The sequence below is a fragment of the Nocardiopsis nanhaiensis genome (genome assembly GCF_054778635.1).
Genome location: NZ_BAAGZJ010000013.1, coordinates 1 through 26,311, shown reverse-complemented (window position 1 = coordinate 26,311; position 26,311 = coordinate 1). Strand labels below are relative to the sequence as shown.

31 protein-coding genes and 1 tRNA gene are annotated in these 26,311 nt (G+C 69.0%); 9 read left to right on the top strand and 23 right to left on the bottom strand.

The annotated features are described in order from the left end of the window. Positions 1 to 175: 175 nt before the first annotated feature. Complete coding sequence (locus tag ACYVD1_RS08595; RefSeq protein WP_460770017.1) at positions 176 to 754, bottom strand: HD domain-containing protein; 579 nt, start codon at positions 752 to 754, stop codon at positions 176 to 178. Between the two features lie 12 nt (positions 755 to 766). Continuing rightward, positions 767 to 1,870 carry a helix-turn-helix domain-containing protein gene (locus ACYVD1_RS08590; RefSeq protein WP_460770015.1) on the bottom strand — a complete coding sequence of 368 codons (1,104 nt, stop codon included), beginning with the start codon at positions 1,868 to 1,870 and terminating at the stop codon, positions 767 to 769. 111 nt (positions 1,871 to 1,981) lie between these two features. On the opposite strand from ACYVD1_RS08590, the gene ACYVD1_RS08585 reads away from it, so the two are divergent. Next, positions 1,982 to 2,218: a hypothetical protein gene (locus tag ACYVD1_RS08585; protein ID WP_460770012.1), complete on the top strand. Its 237-nt coding sequence runs from the start codon at positions 1,982 to 1,984 to the stop codon at positions 2,216 to 2,218. 1,076 nt (positions 2,219 to 3,294) lie between these two features. Here ACYVD1_RS08585 and ACYVD1_RS08580 read toward each other — a convergent pair. The 13 genes from ACYVD1_RS08580 to ACYVD1_RS08520 form a co-directional block, all read right to left on the bottom strand. After that, positions 3,295 to 3,867 (bottom strand): hypothetical protein, encoded by a 573-nt coding sequence (locus ACYVD1_RS08580; RefSeq protein WP_460770008.1) that lies wholly within the window; start codon positions 3,865 to 3,867, stop codon positions 3,295 to 3,297. Between the two features lie 24 nt (positions 3,868 to 3,891). Further along, positions 3,892 to 4,206, bottom strand: coding sequence for a hypothetical protein (locus ACYVD1_RS08575; protein WP_460770005.1), 315 nt, complete (start codon positions 4,204 to 4,206; stop codon positions 3,892 to 3,894). Continuing rightward, the gene (locus ACYVD1_RS08570) at positions 4,203 to 4,475 is read right to left on the bottom strand and encodes a hypothetical protein (RefSeq protein ID WP_460770003.1); all 273 of its coding nucleotides are present in this window, start codon (positions 4,473 to 4,475) and stop codon (positions 4,203 to 4,205) included. Before ACYVD1_RS08570 ends, ACYVD1_RS08575 begins: the two co-directional genes overlap by 4 nt. After that, on the bottom strand, positions 4,472 to 4,831 hold the full coding sequence (locus ACYVD1_RS08565) for a hypothetical protein (protein WP_460770001.1): 360 nt from the start codon (positions 4,829 to 4,831) through the stop codon (positions 4,472 to 4,474). Before ACYVD1_RS08565 ends, ACYVD1_RS08570 begins: the two co-directional genes overlap by 4 nt. A 110-nt stretch (positions 4,832 to 4,941) precedes the next feature. Continuing rightward, positions 4,942 to 5,148 carry a hypothetical protein gene (locus tag ACYVD1_RS08560; protein WP_460769998.1) on the bottom strand — a complete coding sequence of 69 codons (207 nt, stop codon included), beginning with the start codon at positions 5,146 to 5,148 and terminating at the stop codon, positions 4,942 to 4,944. Continuing rightward, positions 5,148 to 5,705, bottom strand: a complete 558-nt coding sequence (locus ACYVD1_RS08555; protein ID WP_460769994.1) for a hypothetical protein — start codon at positions 5,703 to 5,705, stop codon at positions 5,148 to 5,150. Before ACYVD1_RS08555 ends, ACYVD1_RS08560 begins: the two co-directional genes overlap by 1 nt. Before the next feature lie 79 nt (positions 5,706 to 5,784). Further along, complete coding sequence (locus ACYVD1_RS08550) at positions 5,785 to 6,114, bottom strand: hypothetical protein (RefSeq protein WP_460769992.1); 330 nt, start codon at positions 6,112 to 6,114, stop codon at positions 5,785 to 5,787. Next, positions 6,111 to 6,377, bottom strand: a complete 267-nt coding sequence (locus ACYVD1_RS08545) for a hypothetical protein (protein WP_460769990.1) — start codon at positions 6,375 to 6,377, stop codon at positions 6,111 to 6,113. The genes ACYVD1_RS08550 and ACYVD1_RS08545 overlap by 4 nt, the downstream gene beginning before the upstream one ends. After that, the gene (locus ACYVD1_RS08540; protein ID WP_460769987.1) at positions 6,374 to 7,108 is read right to left on the bottom strand and encodes a helix-turn-helix domain-containing protein; all 735 of its coding nucleotides are present in this window, start codon (positions 7,106 to 7,108) and stop codon (positions 6,374 to 6,376) included. Before ACYVD1_RS08540 ends, ACYVD1_RS08545 begins: the two co-directional genes overlap by 4 nt. Continuing rightward, positions 7,105 to 7,668, bottom strand: coding sequence for a hypothetical protein (locus ACYVD1_RS08535; protein WP_460769985.1), 564 nt, complete (start codon positions 7,666 to 7,668; stop codon positions 7,105 to 7,107). Before ACYVD1_RS08535 ends, ACYVD1_RS08540 begins: the two co-directional genes overlap by 4 nt. A 368-nt stretch (positions 7,669 to 8,036) precedes the next feature. After that, positions 8,037 to 10,565, bottom strand: coding sequence for a DUF927 domain-containing protein (locus tag ACYVD1_RS08530; protein WP_460769983.1), 2,529 nt, complete (start codon positions 10,563 to 10,565; stop codon positions 8,037 to 8,039). A gap of 415 nt (positions 10,566 to 10,980) precedes the next feature. Beyond that, on the bottom strand, positions 10,981 to 11,331 hold the full coding sequence (locus ACYVD1_RS08525) for a hypothetical protein (protein WP_460769981.1): 351 nt from the start codon (positions 11,329 to 11,331) through the stop codon (positions 10,981 to 10,983). Next, positions 11,328 to 11,504 (bottom strand): helix-turn-helix transcriptional regulator, encoded by a 177-nt coding sequence (locus tag ACYVD1_RS08520; protein WP_460769978.1) that lies wholly within the window; start codon positions 11,502 to 11,504, stop codon positions 11,328 to 11,330. The genes ACYVD1_RS08525 and ACYVD1_RS08520 overlap by 4 nt, the downstream gene beginning before the upstream one ends. Before the next feature lie 173 nt (positions 11,505 to 11,677). On the opposite strand from ACYVD1_RS08520, the gene ACYVD1_RS08515 reads away from it, so the two are divergent. Next, on the top strand, positions 11,678 to 12,436 hold the full coding sequence (locus tag ACYVD1_RS08515; protein ID WP_460769976.1) for a hypothetical protein: 759 nt from the start codon (positions 11,678 to 11,680) through the stop codon (positions 12,434 to 12,436). 1 nt (position 12,437) lies between these two features. Next, positions 12,438 to 13,988, top strand: coding sequence for a tyrosine-type recombinase/integrase (locus ACYVD1_RS08510; RefSeq protein ID WP_460769974.1), 1,551 nt, complete (start codon positions 12,438 to 12,440; stop codon positions 13,986 to 13,988). A gap of 125 nt (positions 13,989 to 14,113) precedes the next feature. Here the strand turns inward: ACYVD1_RS08510 and ACYVD1_RS08505 are convergent. Together ACYVD1_RS08505 and ACYVD1_RS08500 are read right to left on the bottom strand one after the other, a co-directional pair. Continuing rightward, positions 14,114 to 14,187 (bottom strand) — tRNA-Pro (locus tag ACYVD1_RS08505). Between the two features lie 97 nt (positions 14,188 to 14,284). Then, on the bottom strand, positions 14,285 to 15,205 hold the full coding sequence (locus ACYVD1_RS08500) for a metallophosphoesterase (protein ID WP_460769972.1): 921 nt from the start codon (positions 15,203 to 15,205) through the stop codon (positions 14,285 to 14,287). Between the two features lie 97 nt (positions 15,206 to 15,302). Between ACYVD1_RS08500 and ACYVD1_RS08495 the strand changes: the two genes are divergently transcribed. Beyond that, positions 15,303 to 15,755, top strand: a complete 453-nt coding sequence (locus ACYVD1_RS08495; RefSeq protein ID WP_460769970.1) for a GatB/YqeY domain-containing protein — start codon at positions 15,303 to 15,305, stop codon at positions 15,753 to 15,755. A 137-nt stretch (positions 15,756 to 15,892) separates the two neighbouring features. Here the strand turns inward: ACYVD1_RS08495 and ACYVD1_RS08490 are convergent, their stop codons facing one another. Beyond that, positions 15,893 to 18,277, bottom strand: a complete 2,385-nt coding sequence (locus tag ACYVD1_RS08490) for a penicillin-binding protein (protein ID WP_460770227.1) — start codon at positions 18,275 to 18,277, stop codon at positions 15,893 to 15,895. 439 nt (positions 18,278 to 18,716) lie between these two features. On the opposite strand from ACYVD1_RS08490, the gene ACYVD1_RS08485 reads away from it, so the two are divergent. Next, the gene (locus ACYVD1_RS08485; protein WP_460769968.1) at positions 18,717 to 19,055 is read left to right on the top strand and encodes a WhiB family transcriptional regulator; all 339 of its coding nucleotides are present in this window, start codon (positions 18,717 to 18,719) and stop codon (positions 19,053 to 19,055) included. A gap of 68 nt (positions 19,056 to 19,123) precedes the next feature. On the opposite strand, the gene ACYVD1_RS08480 is transcribed toward ACYVD1_RS08485, so the two are convergent. The 5 genes from ACYVD1_RS08480 to ACYVD1_RS08460 form a co-directional block, all read right to left on the bottom strand. Next, positions 19,124 to 19,894 (bottom strand): RNA-guided endonuclease TnpB family protein, encoded by a 771-nt coding sequence (locus ACYVD1_RS08480; protein WP_460769966.1) that lies wholly within the window; start codon positions 19,892 to 19,894, stop codon positions 19,124 to 19,126. After that, positions 19,879 to 20,061: a hypothetical protein gene (locus ACYVD1_RS08475; protein ID WP_460769963.1), complete on the bottom strand. Its 183-nt coding sequence runs from the start codon at positions 20,059 to 20,061 to the stop codon at positions 19,879 to 19,881. The genes ACYVD1_RS08480 and ACYVD1_RS08475 overlap by 16 nt, the downstream gene beginning before the upstream one ends. A gap of 372 nt (positions 20,062 to 20,433) precedes the next feature. Next, positions 20,434 to 20,631 (bottom strand): hypothetical protein, encoded by a 198-nt coding sequence (locus ACYVD1_RS08470; protein ID WP_460769960.1) that lies wholly within the window; start codon positions 20,629 to 20,631, stop codon positions 20,434 to 20,436. Positions 20,632 to 20,866: 235 nt separating this feature from the next. After that, complete coding sequence (locus tag ACYVD1_RS08465) at positions 20,867 to 22,045, bottom strand: ArsA family ATPase (protein ID WP_460770225.1); 1,179 nt, start codon at positions 22,043 to 22,045, stop codon at positions 20,867 to 20,869. Positions 22,046 to 22,077: 32 nt separating this feature from the next. After that, positions 22,078 to 23,130 (bottom strand): ArsA-related P-loop ATPase, encoded by a 1,053-nt coding sequence (locus ACYVD1_RS08460; protein ID WP_460769956.1) that lies wholly within the window; start codon positions 23,128 to 23,130, stop codon positions 22,078 to 22,080. Positions 23,131 to 23,277: 147 nt separating this feature from the next. On the opposite strand from ACYVD1_RS08460, the gene ACYVD1_RS08455 reads away from it, so the two are divergent. The 4 genes from ACYVD1_RS08455 (at position 23,278) to ACYVD1_RS08440 (ending at position 25,727) form a co-directional block, all read left to right on the top strand. Next, positions 23,278 to 23,451 carry a DUF4177 domain-containing protein gene (locus ACYVD1_RS08455; RefSeq protein WP_460747452.1) on the top strand — a complete coding sequence of 58 codons (174 nt, stop codon included), beginning with the start codon at positions 23,278 to 23,280 and terminating at the stop codon, positions 23,449 to 23,451. Continuing rightward, the gene (locus tag ACYVD1_RS08450) at positions 23,452 to 23,913 is read left to right on the top strand and encodes a RidA family protein (RefSeq protein ID WP_460769952.1); all 462 of its coding nucleotides are present in this window, start codon (positions 23,452 to 23,454) and stop codon (positions 23,911 to 23,913) included. 59 nt (positions 23,914 to 23,972) lie between these two features. After that, positions 23,973 to 24,812: an NUDIX hydrolase gene (locus tag ACYVD1_RS08445; RefSeq protein ID WP_460769949.1), complete on the top strand. Its 840-nt coding sequence runs from the start codon at positions 23,973 to 23,975 to the stop codon at positions 24,810 to 24,812. Between the two features lie 108 nt (positions 24,813 to 24,920). Beyond that, positions 24,921 to 25,727, top strand: coding sequence for an MBL fold metallo-hydrolase (locus tag ACYVD1_RS08440; RefSeq protein ID WP_460769946.1), 807 nt, complete (start codon positions 24,921 to 24,923; stop codon positions 25,725 to 25,727). Positions 25,728 to 26,311 lie beyond the last annotated feature (584 nt).

Here is a 26,311-nt window from a genome sequence, read left to right as displayed (position 1 = left end):
ACGGGCCTCTGGCGGGGGTCTAGGACTAGGGCTGTCGGGTCTAGTTTCTAGACCTTTCGTCTAGCCCCTAGAGCCCTGTGTGACCTGCGAAGTAGGGTTTCTAGGCCCTTCCTAGGGGGTGGGGCTGGTAGGCCCTCAGGCACCGCCTGAGGGCCTTCGCCATGTCCACGGCCCGTTACCTCTCCATCGCGGCGTACAGCCAATCCAACGCGCCCTGCTCCAAGGTCGCGTCCGCGAGCTCCTGGCCGGACTTGGTCTTGATCCTGCCGCGGCTGCCGTCGATCCACCGCTGAGCCGAGGCGTGGCCTTGAGCTCGGTACTCGATGCCCTGGAGCATGCACTCAAGCTTGTCCGCGTCCTTTGCGCACAACGCCTCGGCAGTGTCCTGTTCCTCGTAGGAGGCGACCGCCGACCGCACCATCTCCCCCACCTTCGCCGACATCCCGTCGGTCTGGTCCGCGGCGATATCCCGCGCGTCCGGCTTGGACCCCACGTACTTCTGACCCAGATGGTTCACGTCCCCCGAACGCGTCTCCCCGCTGTCATGCCATACCGCGATCAGGGCGGCCTTGGCTGGGTCGGCGCCCTCCATGGAGGCGATCACCGACGCGATCAGCGCCGTCCTCCACGAGTGCTCCGCCACCGACTCGGGGTCGCGTACCCCGGCCATCCACCACCCGGTCCTGCGCTGGTTTTTGAGGGTGCCGACTTCGTAGAGAAGGTGGCCGGCGCGGGTGGTCTCCTCGTCGCTCATGGAGTCTTCCTTCTACGCCTGCGCGAGGCGGATTGCGTAACGGATGCTGTTCAGCTCGCGGCGCGCCGACGCCGACGTGCCACGGTCATCCAACAGCTTGGCGGCCGCGGTGGCCAGCCTCGTCGACGCCGCGGGGTCGGACGCCAGCAGGCGCGGGCGGGCGGCCAGCAGCGACCACACGGTGTGCACGTACAGGTCGAGGTACCCGTGCCCGGGTGTGAGCCGGTCCATGAGGTGCCCCAGGAGTCGGCGCCCGTCCCAGGCACCGAGGCGCCCGGACCCCATGAAGTCGTCGGTCAGTTCCAGGTCGAGTTCCCCAACCCAATACGCCCAATACGCGAGGTTGGCGGCTTCTCCGCGGTCGTCGTCCACCAACGTGGTGTCGATGAAGTGGGCGAGCCGGTCGGTGTCGCCGTGCCGGGTCGCGACCGAGGCCACCGACCGCGAGGCCAACCACTTCGACAGCCAGTCGTCCGGGGCGGGGCGGCGCTGCTGCTCCGCCAACCAGGCGGGGTCGGCGCCGTCGTCATACCCGCACAAATACAGGGCCTGCCGGCGTAGGAGGAACTCTCCGGGGGCCGTGGCCTGCTCAGCGGTCCGACGCAGGTTCGTGAACAGCTGGTCCCGCTCCGGGCGGGTGATCTCCGGGCCGGAGGGGACCGGACCCCGGCGCGCACGCCTCGGCTGCGGGAGATTCCGTACCGGTTCGGGTGGGGTGCCGGTCAGCGGCCACGCGAGAACTTCGACCAGGTCGCGCTGCATCACCCACGCCCCCAACGGGTTGTCCTGGTCGTCGTCGATCACGCTCGACAGGAGGACGTCGGCCTCCATCGCCTTGTCCAGCGCCGCCAACAGGGCGGGTTGGGCCCCGAGGCGTAGGAGCCTGTGGCGGTGAACGAGCACCTGGCCGGCGGGAACCGACGTCAGCGCGCGGCGCCCGGTCTCCCACCCGGCGACGGTGTCGGCGGACACCCGTAGCTGTTCGGCCAACCTCTCCTGCGGCAGGGACAGGTGCTCGCGGATCAGGCGGAGGACGTACCCGGAGACGACTCCGGAACGAGGTCGGGGCGGTGTGCCCTGACCGGTGGTCGGGGTTGTGGTGGGGGGTGGCGACATCGAGGGCTCCTCGGGGGCGGGATCCCGTACCCGGGGTCACTGCCGGTGGGGTGCGGGGCTCCGTAGCGTCGATTCCCAGAGTACAGACGACCTTCTGAGCAGGTGTTTGGGATGGCGAAGGACCTGGTGGGTGCGCCCCGCCCTCGCGACGGCGACGCCCTTGAACTGGAGCGGCTGCGGCGCATGTACGGCGACACGTACCGAGTTTGGCGCACCCCTCGGTACTGGATGGCGACCGCCGTCGTGGAGCACCTGGAGCCGACCCTGATGGAGGAGTCCGCCGGCGCCCTGGAGCACAAGCTCAGGTTCCCTGCGCGCCGTATGGCCGGGCCGTTGGCGCCGCTGTGAGAGCGCCGGCGCGGCTGTGGCGGTGTGAACCACCTACCGGGCCTGCGGACCTTTCCGAGCTCACCCTGTTGATCCGTGTGCACCTGGCCACCCGACCGACCCCGTTGGAGAAGACCATGGCGAAGTCGCAGAACCGGCCGCTGACGCCTGAGGAAGAAGACGCTGACCGCCGTATGTCCGAGTACGGCCGCCGCCAAGACGAGGACGCCCCGGATCCGGGCCCCTCCAAGTAGACCCCCGCGCGCCGGCGCCTCCCAACAGTCGGCGTGCGGGTCCAGGCGCCGCCTCACCGAGGGGAAGGCGGCAGGCCTACCGGAATGGGTGTTGGCCACCAGGGGCCGGGGTCACGTGCCGGAGTGTCACCCCCGGCCCCGCCCTCGAACTCGGAGCCCCGTCACTGAACTGGTGGCGGGGTTTCCTCGCGCCCGGGGGTCGGGGCTCCTCCCGCGGGGAAGCTGGCGGAGGAGCCCCGGGGCGAAGGGTAAGGATCGCTCCTTATCCCTCGCGGGGTTCGGTGCGCCGTTTCGGCTGCCCGCCCCCACCGACCCTCAGCCCGAGGGGCGGTCTCCCAACACCGGGGCGGGCCCTGCCTCGGCGCCGGGAGCTTCCCCACCACTATGCCCGCTGGCTTCCGATAATGCTGGCTTATCGGAAGTCAGGATTTGGATGGTTCAGGGTTTGATTGCTTCCCGGTAAGACGATCCTCGAGGTTCGGGTTCCGTCCGGCCGGCGGATGGAATCGCGCCCGTCACGGTGACGGTCGCGACCAGGCGCCGACGCGAGGGTGACCCAGAGGTTCCTGCGGGACCTCTGCCTCCTGCCGAGGGTGTGGGATCCCGCAAGCAGGGTGACCAGGGCGTTCCCCGTGCGCGAGGGCAGTCCGTCTGTTCGGCAGAGCCAAACAGTTGTGGTTGACCTAGAAAAAACTAGACAGCGGGCCACCCCTGCCCGGTTTGCACCAAATTGAGGTCGGCCTCAACATGACCCTGACCAGGGTTTTCCTGCGATCCCAGAAAGAAAGCGGGCCCGGTAGGACCTCAATCCCACCGGACCCGCACCGAGGCACCGACCGCGCCCTACCCCGTCTGCATCCCGCGCCACGGCTTACCGCCGCGCGCCTCCCGCATCTCCCGGCGCTTCTCCCTGTTGGGCTCGTTCAACTCCGCCAGCAGAAGGCGCTGCTCCTCGGTGGCCGGCTCCCGCGGGCCGGCCGGACCCTGGGCAGCCGCCGCAGCAGCACGCTCCCTCAACCCGCCCGGACGGCGGCCCGTCATCACCGCGTGTTCAAGGTCCTCGTCAGACAGCGCGGCCCCCTCGTGGTCGCGCGCCTGGATCTGGTCGTGCACCCGGCCCGCGATCTCCTCCGCGCAAGCCTCCGCGGACCTGCGGGCGGCGGCCAGGCCCTGGTGGGAACGGTCGGCCTCGACCTCCTGAACGAGTTCCTGCGCCCACTCCTCGGCGACCTTGGCGGTGGCGGTGTCGCCGCCGGCTGCGAGGACTTCCCGCTTGACCTTGGCCGGGTAGTGGGCGCGGGCGGCAGCGTCGTTCTGCAACCCGCCACTGATGTAGGCCGTCCCGATGTCGCGGAGGATTTCCTGTTTGCGCTGTTCGGCGCGGTGGTCCTCGGTGTGGACGTGTTTCTTACCCATGCTGTTTCCCCCTGTTTGTACTGGTCAGGCCATTGTTTCGAGGTCGATGCCGATGATCATGTAAATGACTGAGTCTCCGTTGGGCGCGAGGGTGTGCAGGACCCCGGCTTGAGCGAGCCAGTGCCGGGCGTCGGTGCCGTCGCCGGGACGGCAGCGGAGCTGGCGGAAGTCGACCCCGTGCCGCTGCTGGTAGGCGACGGCGACGCCCTCCCCGCCGGGCCAACCTCCGTACGGGGAGGAGGCCGGGCAGAGCTGCCCGTGCGAGACGCACTCGTCGCGGCGGGGCGGCGGCAGGGATCGTTCGGCGCGCTCCAGGCGTGCCCTAGTGCTGCGGCTCACCGGTCACCGCCTCCTCGGAGGAGGTAGTTGGCTCCGGCGGCGTGCACGCGTCCGAGCAACGAGGTCGGCGGGTCCTGTGCGGCGACGGCCAGGCGCGCCCGGGTGGTGTTGTCGACCTCGGGCGGGTCCTCCCCACACAGAAGGGCGCTCAGATGCCCGAGGACGGTTCCGAGGTCCCGCAGGCGTGTCCGGTACACCATCGCTGCGTTCGGGCCCTGTAGGGCCGCCTCAGCGCGCCGTATCCGTGTGTGGACGTTGGTGGGCTTCACGCAGCCTCCCCCCGCTCCGCCAAGGAATCCTCGATCGCGGCCAACCGCTCATTGACCTCGACCGCCTCCCGGAACGCCACAGCCCCGGTAAGGATCGCCCGCGCGGACTGAACACGCACGGTGTCGGAGTCCGAGCCCAAGCAGCCCACCAGCGTCTCAACAGCGGCCAGACATGCATGTTGAAGGGCTCCGGCGGCGCGCTCCAGGATCTGGCCTCGGAGTTTGCGGACTTCGGCGTTGAACTCGTCGTCGTCGGTCCAGCGCTTGACAGTGCGTCGGTGGACGTTGGCTTCAGCGGCGGCGCCCTCGATGGACTTGCCCGCGGCGAGGGCGAGCGCTGCGGCGGATCGTCCCATTACGTGGACATTCGGTGACTCGGATTCCATGTCACCTCCTCGGTAGATTGGTCGTGTCAGGTGAGGCGAAGGGGTCGGGGTCTGGGTTCCCGGCCCCTTTTTCACGTTCGTCAGGCGGGCTTCGGGACTTTCGCAGGTCTGTGCGGGGGACTTACGGGCGCCGCAGCGCAGGTGACGCACTCCTCGGGCGGGTTCCCGGTGTCGGCCAGGGCGGCTTGGAGGGCGTCGGCGAGCCGTCGGGTGAACCGGGCGGCTGCGGCGAGGACGGCCACCAGGCCCCACAAGGCGGCGGCCGTCCCCCACAGCACCGCGGTCATCACGCGGCCTCCTCGGTGTCGTCGGCCTCGATGGTGAGCCCCCACGTGTCGACCACGTACTCCGCTTCGGTCCGGCCGTTGTTCGCAGCGAGGAGCGCGTGCGGCGGCGCGGTGACCCGGTACACCCGTCCGGGCAGGCGTCCGTTCATCTCCCCGGACGCGTACCGGGCGGCCATGGCCCGGTCGGTGGTCCACGACCAGTTCGCCCGAGCCTCAAGGACGGACCCCCGCCAGAGGGTGACCGGCCGGGCCGGGCGGGGAGCGGGTCGACCGTCGATGGTGAACCCCGCGGTGTCGAACAGCTCCAACCACTCGTGGTGTTCGAGGGCCCGGTCGGGGAACTCGGCGCCGGACCAGGCGTCACCAACGTGGGCAGCGAGGGTGGCTGTGGTGATGAGGCCGCGGTGCCATGCGGTAGCGAGAAGGTAGGGGGCTTGGTTGCGGCCTGCGTATCCGGTGAGGCGGGCGAAGTGTTCGGGGCTGATCGGGGTCGTGGTGGTCTCGACTTCGTGGAGTGCTCGGGCGGCGACGGGGTTGTGGTCCAGGGCGGTAGCCACGTTGGTCCTTCCGGGTGTGTGGGATGTTGGTGTTCAGGCCCGGGGCGGTTGGTGCGCCCCGGGCCTCACTGTGTCCGGGTCACTGGCCGGGGTCCTCGTTCAGGAAGTGCAGCCGCATGGCCTCGGGGCCGTTAGCGCCGGTCGCGTCCTCGACCTTGGTGAGCGCGGCTTCGAACTCGGGGCTGTCGAAGATGTCCTCGGGCAGGTCTTCACCGCAGTAGTAGCCGGTTGTGGACCCGTACTTGTCCGTCCTGGTGGCCTTCCAGCACGCGGTGTCGTCGCAGACGTCGAGGCCGCGGCGGAGTCGGGGGAGGACGGACCGGCATCCTTCGGTTCCGGGTTGGCGGCCGTGGTTCTTGGGCCACCCGTCGTGGCGGTGTTCCACGGTGATGTGGGGTTTGCGGGTCACTGGGTTTCCTTGAGGGTCGTGTTGGTGCGGGTCTGGGTGCGGGTGGTGGTCGCGACTTGGTCGAGGACCGCGGCGGCCCGGTCTCGCAGGTCGTTGGGGACGTTGGTCTTGGCCAACTCGCGTCGGGCGCTGGTCACCGTCTTGGTTGAGTCCAGGAGGACGCCGGCGACCAGGAGGGCGCGTCGGTGTTGGCTGTGGCCGTCGTGGACCTTGGCGCGGTCGCGGAGCTGCCGGGCGAGTTCCGAGTTCGACGGCGCGGTCACGGGTCGCCTCCCTCGATCTCGTCTGCGATCTGCCGCAACGTCTTGATGAGGGTTTCCTTGTCGTTGGTGTGAACGATCCGCCGGGCCTTGGCCATCTGCTTGAACTCGCCGGCGTCACACGGGGCGACGCTGACCATGACGGTCATGGTGTGCGGGTTGTCCGGACCCCGGTTGGGACAGTCCGGCGGGGCAGGGGCCACCGTGCGGATGCTGCCCTCGTCCACACCGAGGTGTCCGAGCCACGTGGCCACGGCGGTCTTATCGACCGGCTTACGGATGCGCGGCAGGATCATCGACGCGAGCTCGTTCGCGTCCGGCACGGTGGCCTCGTCGGGCTCGCCCCGGTCCGCCAGGGTGCGCACGAGGTTCTCGTACACGCCCATCTCCTGGGCGATGCGGCCGTTGTCGTGCGGGTACTTCTCGTCGGGGTGGTCGCCGTCGAGGATCAGCCCGGTGATGATGCGGACGATGCCCGCGGACAGGACGGGGTCGAGGGTCCTGTCGCTCTGAGCTTTGACGGGGTTCAGGCCGAGGACGACGGCGATGCTGCCGATGGCGCGTTCGCCGGGCGTGACGCTGTTTGCTTCGACGTTGCGGACGGTGCCGCGGGTGAGGCTGGCGAGGTAGGCGAGCGCGGACTGGGTGAGCGCGATTTGCTGTCGGCGGTCCCGGAGTGCGTGGCCGATGGGGGTGGTCTTAGGGCTTCCCCTCCCTCGTGAGATGCCGGTCACGACGCCTCCCCGGGGTCGCCGTCCGTACGGGCCTTGTGGACCAGGAGGGGGAGGAGCTTGGCGACGACGGCGTCAACGAGGTCCTCGTCAGGGTCGGGCACCGACGTGAGGGTGGGCTTGGTGGCGCTGAGCGTCTGGGAGACGGCGTCGTTCAGCTCCTGCGATTCCATCGAGCACGGGTCGCCGTCGTCGGGCGGGACCAGCTTGGAGATGCTCGACTCCGGCATGTGGGAACCCTCGGCATCCAGGACAACCGGTTCCGTCAGCCCCGTGTGGTTAATGGTCCAGGCCAGAACCGGGGCGATGGAGGGGCCGTACTCGTCGTCGGTGTACTCGGCCCGCCAACCCTGCCCGGGAACCGCAGCGACTATGGGGAATTCAAGGTCCTGCTCCACGCGATCGAAACCGGGGGTGTCGCGGGCTCGGGCGAGTTCGCCGCGTTTGGGGTCGAGGATCAGGGCGGCGCCGCCGGCTTCCCAGGCGAGGACGGGTGTGCTGTGGGTGGTGCGGCCGTTGTCGTTCTTGAAGCGGGCGACGTAGCCGGGTGCTGCGGTGATCAAGGTGATGGTCTCCTGTTCATCGGTTCTGGATCTGATCTGGGCTTTCTGGGTTGCGGAGGGGCCGCACGGAAGGTGGTACGTAGCGCGTACCGGCTGCGTACCGGTTTGCGTACCACCCCTGTAAGTCTTTGACCTGGTATTTCTTTCTCTAAATAGAGAGAAAGAGGGGGTGGTACGCGCGGTACGCAGGAACACACACCCATCTATGTGTGCGCGCCCGCTCGCGCACACACGCACACACACGAGGGGTGTGTCATCCACGGAAGTGCGTACCACCCTCGACAGAGCCCCAAAAATCGCCCTGACCTGCAATGACGACACCTTTAACCCGGTACGCAACGAGTGCGTACCACCCCCACCCAGGGCGCTCATGAACCGCTCCCGGATCCCGAAAGCTCGATCGCGTCCTCGGTGAAGAACAAGCACTTGACCCGAGTGCCCGCGAACCGTTTCGGGATCAGGTGGGCGGGCCGCTGGTTCTCACGAGTCTTGAGGTAGCCGGAATCCAGCCACCCACCGATCACGGCCTCAAGCGAGTACCCGCTGTTCTCCAAGATCTTGCGGACCCGGTCAGGAAGCAGCGCCGTGCACTCGCCGCTGTCGTCGACGTGACGCACCCCGAGCCATCCCGGGGCCGGTTGCCGACTGTCCCGGTCATTGCCTGGGAACAGCTCCCCGCTGTGTCCAGCCACGTACTCGCGCAATACGTCCATGGCCATCTCCGGCCGATCATCGGTCCGGTTCGGGGTGGAGAACAGCGCCTCCCACTGCTCCAACGGCATCGCTTCGTAGGGCAGCAGGCCGATCCTGCACGCGGTGATCTCGGCCAGGACCAGGGCGGCGACCATCGGGGCGCGGCGGGCGGTCATGTCACTGTCGCCCTTGAGCTGCTCTGAGAGCTCCTTGTGACGCTTGCGCAGGGCGTCCCGACCCCCGGGATCGGACAACCTTTCCTGGAGGTATCGGACGAACTCCGGGCCCGCGTGGCCGTGGTGGGCCGTGACCCCTTCCCTGGCTGCGAACGCGGTCGGGCCGCCGTTGTCGCCGAACGGGGCGATGGTTGTGCCCAGGATGCGCGCGGCCGCGCCCTGGCTGGTGGTGAAGGACAGGGCGGGCCTTTCCCCGGAGGAGAGAAGGATGGTCTCCCAGGGCAACATGTTCCCGAACGCGCCGCCCGATCGGGCCTTCCCGTGGTTCATGGGGACCTGGTACAAGACCTCGTCGATGATCTTGTCGTCGGCCACGGCCATGGTCTCGTCGAAGATCGCGGGGATACCGCGGACCAGGTTCAGCCGCTTCTCGATCGAGTACAAGGTGCTGCGCCAGTTCGACATCGCGTTGGCGTGCTCTGAGGGGTCGAACCAGACACTGCCCGCGATCTGCAGAGCAGTGGTCTTGCCCTTGGTGCTGCGGCTGGACACGTCCACGGTGAAGCTGTTCAGGCCCAGGGCGCGCAGGAGAGGCGCGGCGAAGGCTGCGGCGAGGACGACCCGCGGCACCGGGTAGTTCTCCAGCGTGGCAATGGTGTCCTGCCACCCCTGCACGGTGCCTTTACGCCGATGAGATCGGGCGGGGCCGCGGGTCTCCTCGTAGGCCACATCAACCTTGATGCCCTCATCGGGCGATGCGACGAAACTGCCATCGTCCTGCCAGCCGAGCCAGCGCGCCAGCTTCTCGCTGGGAACCTGTCCTCGGTTGGCGGCCTCGAACTCCGCTAGCCAGCGTTCGACTGCGCGAGCGTCGCCCTCGATGACGGGTAGGCCCGCGGCCCCGAGCTGCTCGATGAGCTTTCGGCCCTGCCGGATGATGTGCCTGGAGACGATCCGAGAAATGGTGCGAGAGCTTCCCAGGGTGTGGTCGGTCCAGGACAGTTCGACGTACTGATTCCCGTCGGGGTCCTCGAAGGTGGCGGTCATGGCCAGCGGGGAGAACGCGAACCGTGCCCACGCCACGTTCCCGCCGACGAGCCGTTTGACGAACACCCCGCCGTGGTTGACCCGATAGTTGTTCGGCGTCTCGGTGCGAGCGGGCAGCCCGAACACTCCGGAGTAGTCGAACGAGTCGGTTGGTTCGGGATCCGCGGTCGGGACGGCTTCAGGCTCTTCCTCGTCTTCCTCCTCCAGTGGGAGGAGGTCATCAAGGGTGTGTCCGGCGGCGAGGTGATCGCAGAGGTCAGCGCCTTTGTGATCGACAGCGGGGCGCCGGACGTCCACGGACTTGGCGACCCTGGAGACCGAGGCCTGTATGGCACGAGCGTGCTTGCGTCCGGGGTCGTCGTTGTCGGCGACGATCACCACGTCGGCGCCGTTCAGGTAGGTGCTGTATTCCTCCTTCCACTTGCGAGGGCCCGCGCCGCCAACGTTGGTGGTGGCGACGTACCCGAGGGCGGCGAGCCTGTCGCAGTCTTTCTCGCCCTCGGTGATGTAGATGGGGATCCCGTCCTGGGAGGCAGTGATGATCTCGGGGAGGCGGTAGAGGACGCGTCGCACGTTCCCGATGCCCGACTTGTCGGCCTTGGGAAGGTAGGGGCGGAACGTCTTCCTTTCGTCCTTGCCGAAGCCGGGCTCATACCGGCGGACCTCGAACAGGACCTGACCGCCCTCGTCCACGTATGGGTACTTCGCCACGACCTTGGGCCGCCCGTTACTGCGGGGCTCGGGGTCCTCGTCGAACAGATCGGCCATGGTTAGGCCGATCTCATGGACGATGTCGGCGCTGTCGCAGCCCGCGTGGCAGTTCAGGAGGACCTTCCCGTCCTGATGCCCGACGGACAGGGAAGCTGCGTGGTCCTCGTGGGATGGGCAGATCGCGGACAGTTGGGCCCCGCTGCCCCGCACGGTGCTTCCAGCGTTTTCGAGTGCGTCCCTGACGGTGTCCAGAGAGCTGGTTTTGATCACCGGTCACCCTCTTCGTGGTCGGTGTGGAAGGGGGTGGGTTGGGCCTCGTGTTCTGGTTTCATCGGTCACCGCCGTAGCGGCGGGCGACCACGACCCAGATGGCGCGGCCGCATCCTGAGGCGCGGCGACCAGCAACTTTCCCGGACCACGAGAAGGTGGTGTGGTGTCCGGAGCATCGGGGGCACTTGTAGATCGCGATCCAGCGGCGCCGACGCCCGGCCGGCGGGAACAAGCTGGCGAACGCAGTCGGGAGCTTGTCGAGGGTGGACTGTCCTCCATCAGGAGGAGCGGTTACGGTAAGGGGAGACCCCTGGGAAATCACTGATAGCTCCTCGTGGTCTTCTCCCCGCACACCCGCGGGGTTTCTGGCCCGGTCAGCGTTGGCGCGCTGAGCGGGCCGTTTTCGTGGTTGGGGTTACGCGGCATCAGGGCCACCGCCTTTGCGCTTACGGCGCGGCGGGCGTGCCCGCAGCGGTTCCACAGCGGTGGACGGCGCGGCCGTGCGGCGGCGCGGTGCCCCTGCTCCAGCGCGGCTGCCGGTGCGGGAGGGTTTCGCGGCCGCGGCGGGACCTGAGGTCGCGGGCCGCTCCCCCATGCGGATGATCTCGTCGTACTGCTCACGGGTGAACGCGATGATGTTGCGGCGACCGACCCGGACATGCGGGTATTCGCCTTTTCGCGCCCTCTCCTTGACCGTCGACTCCTTGGTCCTGCGCAGGGCGTCCGCGATGTCCTTCGCCGTGTACAGCTTGGGCAGTTCAGTCACGCCGCCCCCTTGGCCTCGTCACTCCAGGCGTCCACTTCGGCCTTCAGGTAGCGGACCAGGCGCCCGCTCGGGCCGACCCGGTGCCGCTCGGGCCCGTAGCGGTCTTCCTCCCACCAGCGCTGGAGAGTCCTGGGGTGCACGCCGATGCTCTCGGCTGCATACTCCTTGGTCACCCAGCGAGGCTCATTCGGAAGCTTCTTGGTATCCAACGCCACTCCTCACATACGTCCCTTAAATCAACAGAGCCATGTTGACAGTAGTTCTGTTTCTGGAGATGCTAGCAGCACTCACCGGACATAGCTACACACGGAAGGCGGCGACGGGAGTGCTCGTTACAGTGGCGCCTATGGCGACGCGCAAGGCGAAGATCCACGGACCCACGACTAAGACCGTCGCGGCCAACATCCGGCGACTCAGAGAGCGCGTGGGATGGTCGGTCCCCACGCTGGCGACCCGCACCAAGGAACTCGGCTACCCGGTGCCTCCCGAGGCGATTCACAAGATCGAGGCCGCTGCCGAGGACCGCCCCGGCGCGCGCCGCATCAACGTCGACGAGCTGACCGTCCTGGCCGTTGCGTTGTCCACCACACCGAACGCCTTGATGTTGCCGACCACGGTGCACGGGAATGCTGACGTGACCGGGGTCGGTGAGCTTTCAGCGCGGGAGGCGTGGAAGTGGGCGCGCGGCGAAGAGCCCCTCCCGATGGGAGCCCGCACCGAACCGCTCCCCGCAGACAGCGAGGAAGAGCTTCAGCGCTACCGGGAACTGGGAACCCAGCAGGAGATCCGCCGGCGCCGCTTCCAGCAGGAGAACCGCCCCGACGACGTTCCTGACTTCACCGACTTCGGCCAGCTGGAGATGGGGCAGCTTGCTGCTCTTGACGAGTTGGTCGACAGGGCTACGGCTCCTGCGATGAAGGCCCTCGATCGGAAGCTGTCGTGGAAGACCGTCGTGCGGTACTTGGCCCTGCGGGTTGATCAGGCTCGGTGGGAGCGGCATCAGGAGTATCTGGTCAACCGCACCGAGGACGACCTTGAGCGGGAGCGCCAGGAGGGCAAGGCGGCCGCCCGGAAGATCCTCGGCTCACCGGATCCGGAGGACTGACGTGGGGTACGCGGAGAGTCGCGGCACGTACTTCCGAGGCAGGTACAAGCGCCCGGACGGCAGCTATGGCACGGTCGCCGATAGCCGCGGCAAGACGATCAAGTTCCCCACCAAGACGGCGGCCAAGCAGGCAGCGACCGCAGCTGAGACCGACGTACGGCGCGGTGAGTGGACCGACCCGAGGTCGGGGCGAATCACGTTCGGCGAGTACGCCGGCCGCTGGTACGCAGCGCAGGATCTCGCTCCGTCCACGATGCAGAACCTCAAGCGGCACATCGAAGAACACCTGCTCCCCGAGTTCGAGAGCTGGTCTCTGGCCGACATCACGTCGTTCGATGTGGACGCCTGGGAGCGGCGGGAGAAGGAGGCCGGGTACGCGGTGTCCTCGGTGAAGACGTGGCGCGGCACCTTGCACACGATGTTGGGTGACGCCGTCGACGAGGGGGCGATCGCGGCGAACCCGGCGACGAAACGGCGCGGTCGCGGTAAGCGGGCCGGCCGGTCTCGTGCCCGCGGGCCGGAGAAGGTCATCACGAACACGCTCGGGGCGCTGCGGATCGCGGAACGGGCAGCGCTACTCAGTGGCAGGGACGACGAGTTCGTGGCCGTGCTGCTTAAGTTCTTCACCGGGGTTCGGTGGGCGGAGCTGGTCGGCCTGGAAACGAAGTACGTGCGCGCCGGCGCCGTGCGGGTCGAGGCCCAATTGTGGGAGGACGACGACGGGGTGTTCCACCTGCTCCCGCCCAAGGAGGACTCCTACCGGACGGTGGACATCCCCGACTTCCTCGGGCGCCTGGTCGCCGATCACATCGAGGCGTCCGCGCCGACGCCCTGCGAGTGCCACGGCCGCACGTTCGTGTTCAAGGGCGCGGCCAAGATCCGCACCGGCGGGGCGGGCGCCAAGCTGGTCGACGTGGCCCGACTGGCCGGGGTGTCCTCGGGCACCGTCTCCAACGTGCTCAACAAGCCCGAGACGGTGTCGGAGACGACCAGGCGCCGGGTCACCAACGCGGTGTCCGAACTCGGGTTCGTGCACGGCGGGTCGGCGACGACGGCGCCGCACTGGCGCAGGAACGGGTTCGCGACGTGGGTGTTCTCGCCGTCGGCCTCGGGCCGGTATCCGAAGAAGGCGCCGCAGCCGGAGCGGCCGGTTCCGGTGACGGGGGAGCCGTGGCCGGGTGTGCCGGTGCGTGGCAGGAATGCCGCTGCGCGGGCGTCGGGTGAGTGGGAGCCGGTGGCTGCGGGGTTGACCCCGCACGGGCTGAGGCACTCGAACAAGACCGCCATGGTCGAGCTCGGGATGTCGGCGCCTCTGATGGACGAACGCCTCGGTCACGAGGACGGTTCGGTCCAGTCCAGGTACAGCCATGTCACGCCGGAGATGCGCCGGCGGCTCATGGACGCGTTGACGCGGGAGTGGGAGCGGGCGTTGGACGCGCGGTTGGAGTTGGCGTCGGGGTCGCCGGTGGCGGTGTTGGAGTCGCTCCTGCGGGAGCGGGAGGCGGTCCGGGCTGGGAACGTGGTGCCGCTGAGGGGAGCTCAGAGCCGATGACTCACAGCAACATCATGGTTACCCGATCCAAAATTTCTCCCAGGAATCTCCCAAACGGCCCCGGGAACGAGGAAGGGGCCCGACTCGGTTTCCCGAATCAGGCCCCTGACCTGCTGTTTCTTCCGTCGGGGTGGCGGGATTTGAACCCACGACCTCTTCGTCCCGAACGAAGCGCGCTGCCAAGCTGCGCTACACCCCGAAGCAACGTCCCCAAGTCTAGCGGACGTGTGGAGTGGTTGTGCACGCCGATTCCGCCGAAGCGGATCCGCGCGGGTCAGAGCCCGGGGCGAGGTCGGTCAGGGCGCAGCGACGAGGTCCAGGAGGGACGCTTCGGGGCGGCAGCAGAACCGTACCGGGGCGTAGGGGGAGGTGCCCAGGCCGCCGGAGACGTGCAGCCACGCGTCGCCGTACCCGTTGAGGCCCCAGGCCCGCTTGCGGTCGATCCCGCAGTTGGTGACGAGCGTCCCGTAGTACGGCAGGCACAGCTGGCCGCCGTGGGTGTGCCCGGCGAGGAGGAGCTGGTAGCCGTCGGCCTCGAACCGGTCCAGGTTCGCGGGCTCCGGGGAGTGCAGGACGCCCAGCCGGATGTCGGCCGCGGTGTCGGCGGGACCGGCGATGTCCTCGTACCGGTCCAGCTTGATGTGTGAGTCGTGCACGCCGGCCAGGGCCACGTCGAGCTGACCCGCCTTCAGGGAGCCCTTGCGGTTGTTGAGGTCCAGCCACCCGGAGGCCGTCATCGCCGCGCCCAGGTCCCGCCAGGGCAGGTCCGGCACCCGACGCTTGTTGTAGTCGGTTTTGCTGGTCCGCCACAGGTAGCGCGCCGGGTTCTTCAGCTGGGGGGAGAACAGGTCGTTGGATCCGTACACGAAGGCGCCGGGCCGGTCCAGGAGGGGGCCGAGGGCGTCGATGAAGGGACCGACCGCCTCCGGGTGGGCCAGGGAGTCCCCGGTGTTGACCACCAGGTCGGGCTCGTAGGCCTCCAAGCTCCGGATCCAGTCGATGAGCATCTTCCGGCCGGGCGTCAGGTGAGCGTCGGCGAGGTGCAGGATCCGCATGCGGGGGCTGCCCTCGGGCAGCAGGGGGAGTTCGTACCGGCGCAGCCGGAACCAGTTGCGTTCGATGACCGAGGCGTACCCCAGCCCGGCCACACCGACCGCGCCGGTGACTGCGGCCGCGCGTCCGATGCGGCGCAGGAGTGTTCTGTCTTCGGCGCCCATCCGGCCCTCCTTCGTCGTTGACTGATGGTCTCAGATCCGGCGGCCGCCCCGCGCAAACCGTTGGTGGGCGCACACCGGGCGGCCATAGGATCAGGCCATGTCCGAACTCAAAGCCCGCCTCAAGTCCGACCTGACCACCGCCATGAAGGCGAAGGAGAAGGTTCGCACCGCCACCCTGCGCATGGTGCTCACCACCATCGCCACTGAGGAGTCCGCGGGCTCCTCCCAGCGGTCCCTCGACGACGACGAGGTCACCAAGCTGCTCATGCGCGAGGCCAAGAAGCGCCGCGAGGCCGCCGAGGCCTTCGACAACGGCGGCCGCCCCGAGGCCGCCGCCAACGAGCGGGCCGAGAGCGAGATCCTCGCGGACTACCTGCCCAAGCCCCTCACCGACGACGAGCTCGCGGAGGTCGTCAAGGCCGCGGTCGCCGAGACCGGTGCCTCCGGCATGAAGGAGATGGGCAAGGTCATGAAGGTCGTCAACGCGCAGATCGCGGGTCGGGCCGAAGGCTCCCGTGTGGCCGCGGAGGTCAAGAGCCAGCTCGGCTGACCGTACCCGGCGGCAGGGGTCTCAGCGCACGCGGCAGACCAGTGCGGCACACGAAGCGGGGGCGGTGGTGACCAGGTCACCACCGCCCCCGCTTTCAGTTGTCAGCCCGCCGGTCAGCCGTTGGGCGTGGACCGTGCTCAGTCCGTGCCGTTGCGCCCGATCGGCCCCGCCGGCTGTGCCGGGTGCCAGCCTTCCGGGGGCGAGCTGTCGGCGTTGTCCTGTCCGCCGCCTTCGCTCAGGAATACGTTGACCGTGGCTCCGTCGGGGAGTCGGCTACCCGGGTCGGGGTTGACCGCCGCCACCGAACCCTCGGACTCCGAGGACCTGACGGACGTTCCGGAGACGCTCACCGAGTAGCCGGCCTCCTCCAGCTCGGACACCGCGTCCGACTCGCTCATGCCGACGACGTTCGGTACGCCGCCGTCGTCACTGGCCGGGCTGGCGTCATCGTCGTCATCGTCATCGCCGCCGCTCGGCTGCGAGGTGGAGCCGAACTGGCTCGGCGCGGACGCCAGCTGTTCGGTGTCCAGGCCCTCGTGGGCGCCGCGCATGGTCTCCTGCCAGATCGGTCCGGGGATCGTCGCCCCGTACACGACCGGGAAGTGCCGGTCCCCGATGGTGACGTTGCGCAGCGGGTACTCCTGCGGACCGCGCGGGTCGCCGACGAACACGCTGCTGGCCATCTGCGGCGTGAACCCGGCGAACCAGGCGGCGGCGGAGCCGTCGGTGGTACCGGTCTTGCCGGCCGCGGGGCGTCCGATGCCCAGACCCGCTGCGGTACCGCCGCTGAAGGTCTGCTGCAGCAGGTAGCTGGTGCCGTCCGCGACGTCCTCGTCGATCGCTTCTTCGCACTCGGGCTCGACGTCGATCGTGGTGCCGGACTGGCGGTCCTCGATCTGGTCGATCGCCTGCGGCTGGCAGTACGTTCCGCCGGAGGCGAAGGTCGCGTAGGCGTTGGCCATCCGGATCGGGGAGACCTCCTCGCTGCCGAGGACGAAGCTGCTGTTGGCGAGGGAGTTGGCGTTCTCCGTGAACACGGTCCCGTCGGCCCGCTGCAGGCCCAGCTTCTCCGACATCTCCATCGTGTTGCACAGCCCGGCACGCGCCTGGAGCTGGGCGAAGAAGGTGTTGGAGGAGGCCTGGGTGCCGGAGACCATGTTGTGGTTGCCCTCGTCGCTGTCACCGGCGTTGCTCAGTGTCCACGACTCCAACCGGCCGCCGTCACAGGACTCCTGCCCGGTCACCGTGGTGGAGCTCGGCGAGTTGAACGAGGTGCTGTACGGCAGCCCTTCTTCCAGCGCGGCCGCCAGGCCCACCGCCTTGAAGGTCGAACCCGCCTGGAACCCGGTGCTGCCTCCGCGGTCCGAGTCGGCGGTGAAGTTGACCGTGGTCTCGCCGAGGTTGCTCTCGTCGGGGCCGTAGTTGCGGCTCTGCATCATGCCGAGGATCCGGCCGGTGCCGGGCTCGATGACCGCTTGCGCGGCGACCTTCCGGGAGTCGTTCTCGCGCGGGACCCACTCGTCCACGGCTTCCTGACCGGCCTCCTGCGTCTGCGGGTCCAGGGTGGTGTGGATCTCCAGCCCGGCGGTGCGCAGCCAGCGGGCCCGTTCGGTCTCGTTGGGCCCGAACCGGTCGTCCTTCTCGATCTCCTGCACCACGTAGTCGCAGAAGAACGGTTGGTCGCTGGGGACACAGCCGTTGGGCGGGGTGTCCAGCTCGAGTTCCATCTCCTCGGACTTGGCCTCCTCGGCCTCGGCCTCGGTGATCTTTTCGGTGGCGACCATGCGGTCCAGGACGATGTCGCGCCGGTCCTGGGTCTGCTCGGGGAAGAAGCGGGGGTTGTACAGGTACGGATAGCGCACGAGCCCTGCGATGGTTGCGGCCTCGTGCAGCTCCAGCTCGCCCGCGGACACGTCGAAGAAGTGCTGTGCGGCGGACTCGACGCCGTAGGCGCCGTCACTGAAGTAGGCGATGTTGAGGTAGCCCTCGAGGATCTCGTCCTTGCTCATCCGCTGTTCCAGGGCCATCGCGTAGCGCAGCTCCCGGATCTTGCGGGCGACGGTCTCCTCCTGGGCCTCGTCCAGCTCCTCCTGTGAGGTCGCGGCCTCGATCTGCACGTTCTTGACGTACTGCTGGGTGATGGAGGAAGCGCCCTCGGTGTTCCCGCCGACCGTCCGAATGGCGGCGCGTAGCGTACCGGACACGTCCAGGCCGCCGTGCTCGTAGAAGCGGGAGTCCTCGATCGCCAGTATCGCGTCGATCATGACCGGCGAGATGTCGTCGATGTCGACGAGCTCCCGGTTCTGATCGAAGATCTCGGCGATGGTGCCGCCTTCGCTGTCATAGATGGTCGACCGCTGCGGCGGCGGCGGCGTCTCGAGCTGGCTGGGCATGTCCAGGAAGCCGCTGGCGACGTTGCGTGCGGTGATCCCCATGCCGCCGACCGCCGGGAGGGCGAGCGCGGCTACGAGGAGACCGGCTATCACGCCGACGACCACCAGTTGGCTGATTCTTTGAAGCAATGTCCCCTGACCCACCCCATCAGACTAAGTGACCACGAACGCTCAAAAGTGGTGCGATCGGTAACGAATGGTGTGTTTTCACGCCGCATCGCCCGTGCTGACGCACGTGCAGTGCCCCCAGACCATCTTTCCACGGTTATCGCAGACCGGCCCCGGTGCGGTTCGGCCGGCGGGCGCCTCCCCAGTCGGAGGGAGAGAGGTCCGCGGTCGCGCAATGGCCCGCTCGGGCCATATCCATGAGACGGGAAGTGGGTCGATTGGGTTCTGGTCGGTGTGACCGTTCGGACCGTACTTTCGAGATGTGGGGGTGTCGTGACACCACGTGTACATCGAACCCCACGCGGTAGCGGGAGGCCACCGTGTTCTCCTCCACTCAACCAGAGCACACCAACCACCCGTGACCGCGAGAGCGAGACCACACGTCTGGGAAGTGGGCCACATGTGGACCAACCAGTGGACGACGCGCGCACAGTGCCGACGGATCGACCCCGACGCCCTCTTTGTTCAGGGGGCCGCGCAGAACCGGGCCAAGCTCCTCTGCCACGGCTGCCCGGTACGCGCCGAATGCCTGGCCGACGCGCTGGACAACCGCGTCGAGTTCGGGGTCTGGGGCGGCATGACCGAGAGAGAGCGCCGCTCCCTGCTGCGCAAGCACCCGGAGGTCACCAGGTGGGCCCCCGTCCTGGAGGAGGCCCGCCGCGATGGCGCGGATGATCTCTCCCGGTACGCGGCCGCCAAGTGCGGTGAAGCCTCCTCAACTCCGAGCGCAGCCTCCTGAACCGTTGCTGATGACTTAAGCAAACATCAGCATTCCGTGCGTTTCTGTACGAAAGGTCCGTGACGGTGTCACCACAACCTCAGCTGGGTGTCCTGACGACGGTGTCCCGTTTCTTTCCGCCTTTGCGGTCTTGCGCCACCGGCCCGCCCCGCACCCGCCCTGCGGCGGGTGCGGGTGGTGCGGGTCCTACGGTCGGCTCCACGGGCCTTCAGAGCTTCCGCTCCCCGGTCTCCGGCCACTCCGGTACCGGTACTGCCCACCTGCGCCGCCAAGGCGGCGAGGTTGCGCGCTGCGTTCACATCCCGGTCCAACACCAGGGGACACTCATCGCAGTCGAACACCCGGATGTGCAGCGGCAGCTTGGCTTTCGTCGCCCCGCACCCCGAGCAGGTCTTACTACTGGCGAACCACCGGTCGGCCACCACCAGGCGCCCGCCGTTCCAGGCGGTCTTGTAGTCCAGCTGGCGGCGGATCTGCCCGAACCCCGCATCATGGATGCGGCGGGCCAGACGCCGGTTCTTGACCATCCCGGTCACGTTGAGGTCTTCGATGACCACGGTGCCGTACTCGCGCGCCACACTGGTGGTCAGGTGGTGCAGCGCATCGGTGCGTAGGTTCGCCACCCGGTGGTGCACCCTGTTGCGGTTCCGGTTGGCCTTGACCCACCGCTTCGAGGGAGGGCGCCCGGTGCGCCGGTCCGGGCCCTGGCGCCGCGACACCACCCGCGAGGCCCGGCGCAGGTCGGTCAGTGCCCCCTCCAGGTGGCGGGGGTTGGCCACCTGCCGCGCCCCACCGTCGGAGTCGGCGACCACCGCCAGGGACGTCAGGCCCAGGTCCACCCCGGCCACCCCCTCCGGCCGGGCCGGAGTGGTGGGGCGCGCTCGATCTCGACCTGGAAGGCCACCTGCCACCGCCCCCGCCGGTGCGAGACCGTGGCCGAGAGGATACGCGCGGTGCCGTTGGCCAGGCGGCGGTGGAGTTTGCGGGTGGACTCATGGGTGCGCACCCGCCCCACCACCGGCAAGGTGACATGACGACGGGAGTCCTCACACCGGATCGCCCCGGTGGTGAACCGGCACGACAGCGGCGCCCGGTGCTTGGACTTGGGCCGCGGCACCCCCACCCTCGCACCCTTGCGATCGCCCCGCTTGGCGGCGGAGTAGCCGTCAAAGGCAGCCGCCGCGTTCGCTAGGCCGGTGTTGTAGGCCTCCTTGGAGTTGTCCGCCCACCAGGTGGCGAACCGGGGGTCCTGGCGTTTGGTGGCGTTGAACGCCCGCCGCAGGGCGGGCAGCGACCAGGACCGCCACGGGGTGCGCTCGGACTCAGCAACCCCGTAGGAGGCCTCGGCCTTGCGTTGGTCCCAGGTGGCCAGGGCGATTCAGCGTGCCCAGTTGAAGCTAACCCGGGCGGCTCCGCAGTGCGAGCGCAGCCGCTGCTCGGTCTCGGCGCCGGGGTCCAGGGCGAAGACGTAGGCCTGGACCGCGTGCCCGGGGCGGGGCTCGAACCCCCGCTTCTTCTTGCGCTTGTTCTTGCCTTCTGCTTGTTGCTCGTCCTGGTGTAGAGCGGTCTCGGCCACGGGTTCCACCCCCTCCCGGCGTCTCATTCGCCTCGTTCACACGTTCGAGAAAGACGTTAGCGGGCCGATCCGGCCGGTGTCCGGAGAATCGGCGAACTCCCCTGATTTTTTCTCCGGACCGGTCTGAGTGCCTGGTTCTGCGCCGGTGGCCTGCGGCCGTCGTGCTGTGTGTTGACCGGGGTGGAGGGTTGCTGATGGAACCCGGAACAGCTCACAACCTCAAGCGGACCCTCGGTCAGGACCCCTCGGTGGGGTCCTCCCCCGCCAGGGCCGACCCGATCCCGCGCAGGCCGACGAGGTCGTGTACGTCCTCCGGCCGGGCGGCGACCTCGGCCACCCGGACCCCTCGGTGCGCGGACATCAGCCGAGTGCTCAGCCGCGCCTCGCGTTCGTGCGTCTGAACCCGTTCCGCGTGCAGCCGCAGGGCGGCGGCGGCCAGCGGGTGTGTTCCCCCCTCCGCCAAAGGCGCGGCCGCCGCCAGTGCCGTGTCGGCGCCCAGCCGTGCCCCGGGGCCGGGCGGCAGGGGGTGGGTCCGGTTGATCACCAGACCGGCCAGCGGCATGGACTCCTTCGCCAGCCGCTCCATGAAGTAGGAGGCCTCGCGCATCGCGTCCGTGTCCGGTACGGCCACCACCACGAATGCCGTTCCCGGTGTCTGGAGCAGCCGGTAGGTGCGCTCCGCGCGCTCCTGGAAACCGCCGAACACCGTGTCGAAGGCGGAGACGAACGATCGCAGGTCGGCCAGGAACTGGGCACCGACGATCTTGCCCACCACCGAGCTCACCACGTTGAATCCGGCGCCGAGCAACCGGAACGCCCCCGTGCTCGCAGGGGTGCTCAGGAACCGGATGAGCTTGCCGTCCAGGAACCGGCCGAGCCGTTTCGGGGCGTCGAGGAAGTCCAGGGCCGACCTGCTGGGCGGGGTGTCCACCACGATGAGGTCCCACTCGCCGGACTGGCGCAGCTGTCCCAGCTTCTCCATCGCCATGTACTCCTGTGTTCCGGAGAAGCTCGTGGAAAGCGTTTGGTAGAAGGGGTTGGCCAGGATCTGGCGGGCCCGTTCGGGGTCGGCGTGCTCCCGCACGACCTCGTCGAAGGTCCGCTTCATGTCCAGCATCATGGCGTGCAGGCTGCCCGTAGCCGTCTCGGGGAGCGGTACCGGGCGGGGAGTGTTGTCCAACTCCTCCAGGCCCATCGACTGGGCCAGGCGCCTGGCCGGGTCCACGGTGATCACGACGGCCCGCCGTCCGCGCTCGGCAGCGCGCAGGCCCAAGGCGGCCGCGGTGGTGGTCTTGCCGACCCCGCCCGCCCCACAGCACACGACGATCCGGGTCGCCGGGTCGTCGACGAGGCCGTCCACGTCCAGCCGACCCGCCTCGGACCTGACCGTACTGGACCTGAACCGTTCGGACACGGGGGCCCGGGTGCCCTCCGGAGCGGTGCCGGTCACCGTGCCACCCCCTGCTCGATCAGCCGTTGCGTGAGTGTGCCCAGTGCCGCCCGGCCCACTCCGCCCGCCAAGAAGGGCAGCTCCAGCAGGGGGCGTTCCAGTCCCTCGAGATCCTCGCGCACCCTCTGCTCCAGGAGGTGGCGCAGGGCGTGGGCGCGGACCTCGCCGGCGAGGTCCGCGGCGAGCTCCTCGGCGCCGTCCAGCCGGGCCGCCTTCAGCCCGGAGGCGAGTTCGGCGGTGTCCAGGTCTCCGGCGGCCGCGGCCGCCAGGTCGGTGGGGCCGAGGAGCGGAGGGCTGACCATGTTGACCAAGACCGTGCCCAGGTGGAGTCCGAGTCCGCCGATCTCGGCGAGCCCGTCCCGGGTCTCTTGGGAGGGCATCTCCTCCAGCAGGGTCACGAAGTGCACCCTGGTCTGCTCGGAGCGGATGACCTCCATGACCCGGTCGGCGTGGTTGCGGATCGGACCCACCCGGGCCAACCCGGCCACTTCGGAGTTCACGTTCAGGAACTGCGCGATCCGCCCGGTGGGCGGTGCGTCCATGACCACGGCGTCGTAGTGGAAGGGCGCTTCGGAAGGGGTGTCGGTGGAGCGGCGCCGCCCGCCGACACGGCGCCGGACCGCCTCGGTCGCCTTGCCGGTGAGCAGGACGTCCCGCAGGCCCGGCGCGATGGTGGTCGCGAAATCCACTGCGCCCAGCTTGGTCAGTGCCTGCCCGGCCCTGCGCATCCCGTAGAACATCTCCAGGTACTCCAGCAGGGCCGCCTCGGCGTCCGCCGCCAGTACGTACACGGAGCCGCCGCCCGGAGCGGACATCATCGCGCGCTCCTCGTAGGGCAGGGCCGAGCTCCCGAGCAGGGTGGCCACCCCTTGGCGGCCCTCCACTTCGACCAGCAGCACCCGTCCGCCCCCGGACGCCAGTGCCAGGGCCAGGGACGCCGCCGCCGTCGTCTTACCCGTGCCGCCCTTGCCCGTCACGATGTGCAGTCGGGCAGGGGCGAACGCCCCCTCCGGGCCCCGGTCGTGCGTTCCCCGTTCACGATCGTTCACCCAAGGGAGTCTATGTGCGGGCCGTCACCGGGCGAGAGTGCCGCGGCGCGGGGGTCGCCTGGCCTGCCGATTGGGTGCGGGTGAGTAGGGTGAGCGGCGTTGAGGTGCGGCCCTGCGGGGCCGTTGACGACCGAGAGGGGTTAGACCATGACCAAGTGGGAGTACCAGAGCGTGGCACTGCTGTCGCACGCGACCAAGCAGATCCTGGACAACTGGGGTGAGGACGGCTGGGAGCTGGTCTCCGTCGTGCCCGCGCCGCTGCCCGAGGGCACCGACCCGCGCAACCAGCAGTACGTCGCCTACATGAAGCGGGCCGTCTAGATGGCGACCCCCGAGGAGCGCATCGCTGAACTGGGCCTGACCCTGCCCGAGGTCGTACCCCCGGTGGCTGCCTACCAGCCGACCGTGCGCAGCGGTGACCACGTGTACGTCTCGGGGCAGCTGCCGTTCCTCGAAGGCAAGCTCCCTGAGACCGGCAAGGTCGGTGCCGAGGTGGACGCCGAGACCGCTCAGGACCTGGCCGCCGTCTGCGCGCTGAACGCCATCGCGGCGGTGCGTGCCGAGATCGGGGAACTGTCGAACGTGGTGCGGATCGTGAAGGTGGGCGGCTTCGTCGCGAGCTCCCCCGACTTCACCGGGCACCCCGGCGTGATCAACGGGGCCAGCGAACTGCTGGGCCAGGTCTTCGGCGAGGCCGGCGTGCACGCCCGGGCCGCCGTCGGTGTCGCGGCCCTGCCGTTGGACGCTCCGGTCGAGGTTGACATGATCGTTGAGGTCCGCTGACCGGTCCCGAGGATCTTCCGGGCCACGGCGCGGCTATCGCGAACGACAGGAGTGCGTCGATGACCGAGAACGACGGCGTGGCCCGGCCCCGTCCCGCCGCAACCGTGATGCTTCTGCGTCCGGCGGCGGGCACCACAGGGGCCCAGGCGGAGTGCCCCATGGAGGTCCTGCTCATGCGCAGGGTCCCCTCCATGGGCTTCGCCCCGGGCGCCTACGTCTTTCCCGGTGGCCGGGTGGACGAGCGCGACGCCGACGGCGCCCTGCCTTGGACCGGCCCGAGTCCGGAGGAGTGGGCGGAGACCCTCGGCACCGACGTGCCGATGGCCCGGGCGCTGGTGTGCGCCGCCGTCCGCGAGACCTTCGAGGAGACCGGCGTGCTGCTGGCCAGTGAGCCGGAGCGCGCGGGCGAGGAGTCCATCACCCTGGACACCGCCGTCGACGGCTGGGAGGAGGACCGGCTGGGCCTCATCGACCGTTCCCGCTCCTTCACCGAGGTGCTGTCACGACGTGGCCTCGTACTGCGCTCGGAGTGGTTGCGCGCATGGTCGCGTTGGATCACCCCCGCACCGCAGCCGCGCCGTTTCGACACCTGGTTCTTCACCGCCGAACTCCCTCCGGGGCAGCGGGCGCGCGACGTCGGAGGCGAGGCGGACCTCACGCAGTGGACGGACCCCTCGGTGGTCGCCTCGGAGTGGGAGGCGGGCCGGATGCCGATGCTCCCGCCGACGGTGATCGCCTGTGCCCAGCTGGCGGATCGGCGGACCCTCCGAGGTGTGCGGGAGAGCCGACGGGATATCGTTCCCATCGAACCGGACGTTCGGGAAATCGACGGTCAACTCCGTATCGTGGCCCCAGACGGGACCCACTTCCCCCTACCGAGACCCAACACGGCGCAGTGAGCGTGCCCACCAAGCGGTGTGGAGCGCCGCTCCGCGGATAGGTTTCCCAGCATGTCCTCTTGGCCGTCCTTCAGACCAGTCCGGTTTCGGCGAGCGAAGCGAGGTGCGATGAGGATCGACGGTTCCGGGACACTGCGCGCTGGCTGCGTACTGTGCCCCAACCCTGGACCGATGACGTTGGAGGGAACCAACACCTGGATCCTGAGGGAGCCGGGTGCGCGCGGTGTCGTGGTCGTCGACCCCGGGCCGCACGACGAGCGGCACCTGGAACGTGTGGCGCGGACCGTTCAGGAACAGGGCGCTCAGGTCCTGATGGGTCTGGTGACACACCGACACTTCGACCACACCGAGGGTTCGCGGTACTTCTCCGAGCTGACTGGCGCCCCTGTGCACGCGGTCGACCCGGAGATGCGGGTGAGCGGTGCGGGTCTGTCGGACGGGCAGCTGATCGACGCGGAAGGTCTGGAGATCCGGGTCCTCGAGACCCCGGGGCACACCGACGACTCGGTGTGCTTCTTCCTGGAGGCCGACAGCGCCGTCCTCACCGGCGACACGATCCTCGGTCACGGGACTCCCGTAATCGACGGAGACGACGGTCTCGCCCCCTACATGGACTCGCTGTACCGGCTGCGCGACCTGGCCCGGGAATACCAGGTGCGGACCCTGCTGCCGGGCCACGGGCCCATCCTGACGTCGCCGCTGGCGACGCTGAACTCCTACATCGGCCACCGCGAGTCGCGCCTGGCCCAGGTGCGGGACGCGGTGGAGGCGGGCGCGACCAAGGTCGACGAGGTCATCGACCGGGTCTACCCGGACATCGCGGAGCGGATCCGGCCCGCGGCGGCCTCCTCGGTCCGTGCGCAGCTGCGCTACTTGGCGACCAAGGGTGAGCTGCCCGAGGGCGTCGAGAACTGACGGGGTGCCGCGTACCGGTCGGCGTGCCCTCTCTCCGCCGCTGAGACCCCCGGAACAGCGCTGCGGCCGTCACCCCGAAGGGGTGACGGCCGCACAGCGTTCTCCGTCCCGCCACGGCGTCCTGACGGACGCGGCCACCTGGTGGCGGGCACAAGGCCTACCAGCGGGTGCGGCGCCTACCGGTGGGGGCACTACCTGCTGGTAGGGGCGGGTTCTGGCCAGGCCGTGTTTTTCTGGATGCTTTCGCTCGTGTCGGCGGAGCCGACATCGATGCGAGCGGCCGTCCACGCAATCTCCCGCCAGACGATGAGCGAAGTTCAGCCCGGGTTTGGCTGTCCGAGCTTCATCGGCGCCGCGAGAGGCAGCGTGGTGGCAGCGAGCGCGGAATGATCCAAAAAACACGCCCTAGCTTGTCGTTTAACCTCGAGCCCGTGACCGCACAACATCTCGGTCACGGGCTTTCCCGTTCCCCGGACACAACAACGGCCTTCGCGTGATCATGTGCGCTGTCGAGACGCTGATGACCAACCCGAAGGCCGTCACCATGAGTCTGCTGCACCAGCACGCCCCTGTCGAGTCACTGT

Coding starts and splice junctions, on each gene's coding strand:
- ACYVD1_RS08595 (WP_460770017.1), bottom strand. CDS start 754: ATGAGCGACGAGGAGACCACCCGCGCCGGCCACCTTCTCTACGAAGTC.
- ACYVD1_RS08590 (WP_460770015.1), bottom strand. CDS start 1,870: ATGTCGCCACCCCCCACCACAACCCCGACCACCGGTCAGGGCACACCG.
- ACYVD1_RS08585 (WP_460770012.1), top strand. CDS start 1,982: ATGGCGAAGGACCTGGTGGGTGCGCCCCGCCCTCGCGACGGCGACGCC.
- ACYVD1_RS08580 (WP_460770008.1), bottom strand. CDS start 3,867: ATGGGTAAGAAACACGTCCACACCGAGGACCACCGCGCCGAACAGCGC.
- ACYVD1_RS08565 (WP_460770001.1), bottom strand. CDS start 4,831: ATGGGACGATCCGCCGCAGCGCTCGCCCTCGCCGCGGGCAAGTCCATC.
- ACYVD1_RS08560 (WP_460769998.1), bottom strand. CDS start 5,148: ATGACCGCGGTGCTGTGGGGGACGGCCGCCGCCTTGTGGGGCCTGGTG.
- ACYVD1_RS08515 (WP_460769976.1), top strand. CDS start 11,678: ATGGCGACGCGCAAGGCGAAGATCCACGGACCCACGACTAAGACCGTC.
- ACYVD1_RS08500 (WP_460769972.1), bottom strand. CDS start 15,205: ATGGGCGCCGAAGACAGAACACTCCTGCGCCGCATCGGACGCGCGGCC.
- ACYVD1_RS08495 (WP_460769970.1), top strand. CDS start 15,303: ATGTCCGAACTCAAAGCCCGCCTCAAGTCCGACCTGACCACCGCCATG.
- ACYVD1_RS08485 (WP_460769968.1), top strand. CDS start 18,717: ATGTGGACCAACCAGTGGACGACGCGCGCACAGTGCCGACGGATCGAC.
- ACYVD1_RS08455 (WP_460747452.1), top strand. CDS start 23,278: ATGACCAAGTGGGAGTACCAGAGCGTGGCACTGCTGTCGCACGCGACC.
- ACYVD1_RS08450 (WP_460769952.1), top strand. CDS start 23,452: ATGGCGACCCCCGAGGAGCGCATCGCTGAACTGGGCCTGACCCTGCCC.
- ACYVD1_RS08445 (WP_460769949.1), top strand. CDS start 23,973: ATGACCGAGAACGACGGCGTGGCCCGGCCCCGTCCCGCCGCAACCGTG.
- ACYVD1_RS08440 (WP_460769946.1), top strand. CDS start 24,921: ATGAGGATCGACGGTTCCGGGACACTGCGCGCTGGCTGCGTACTGTGC.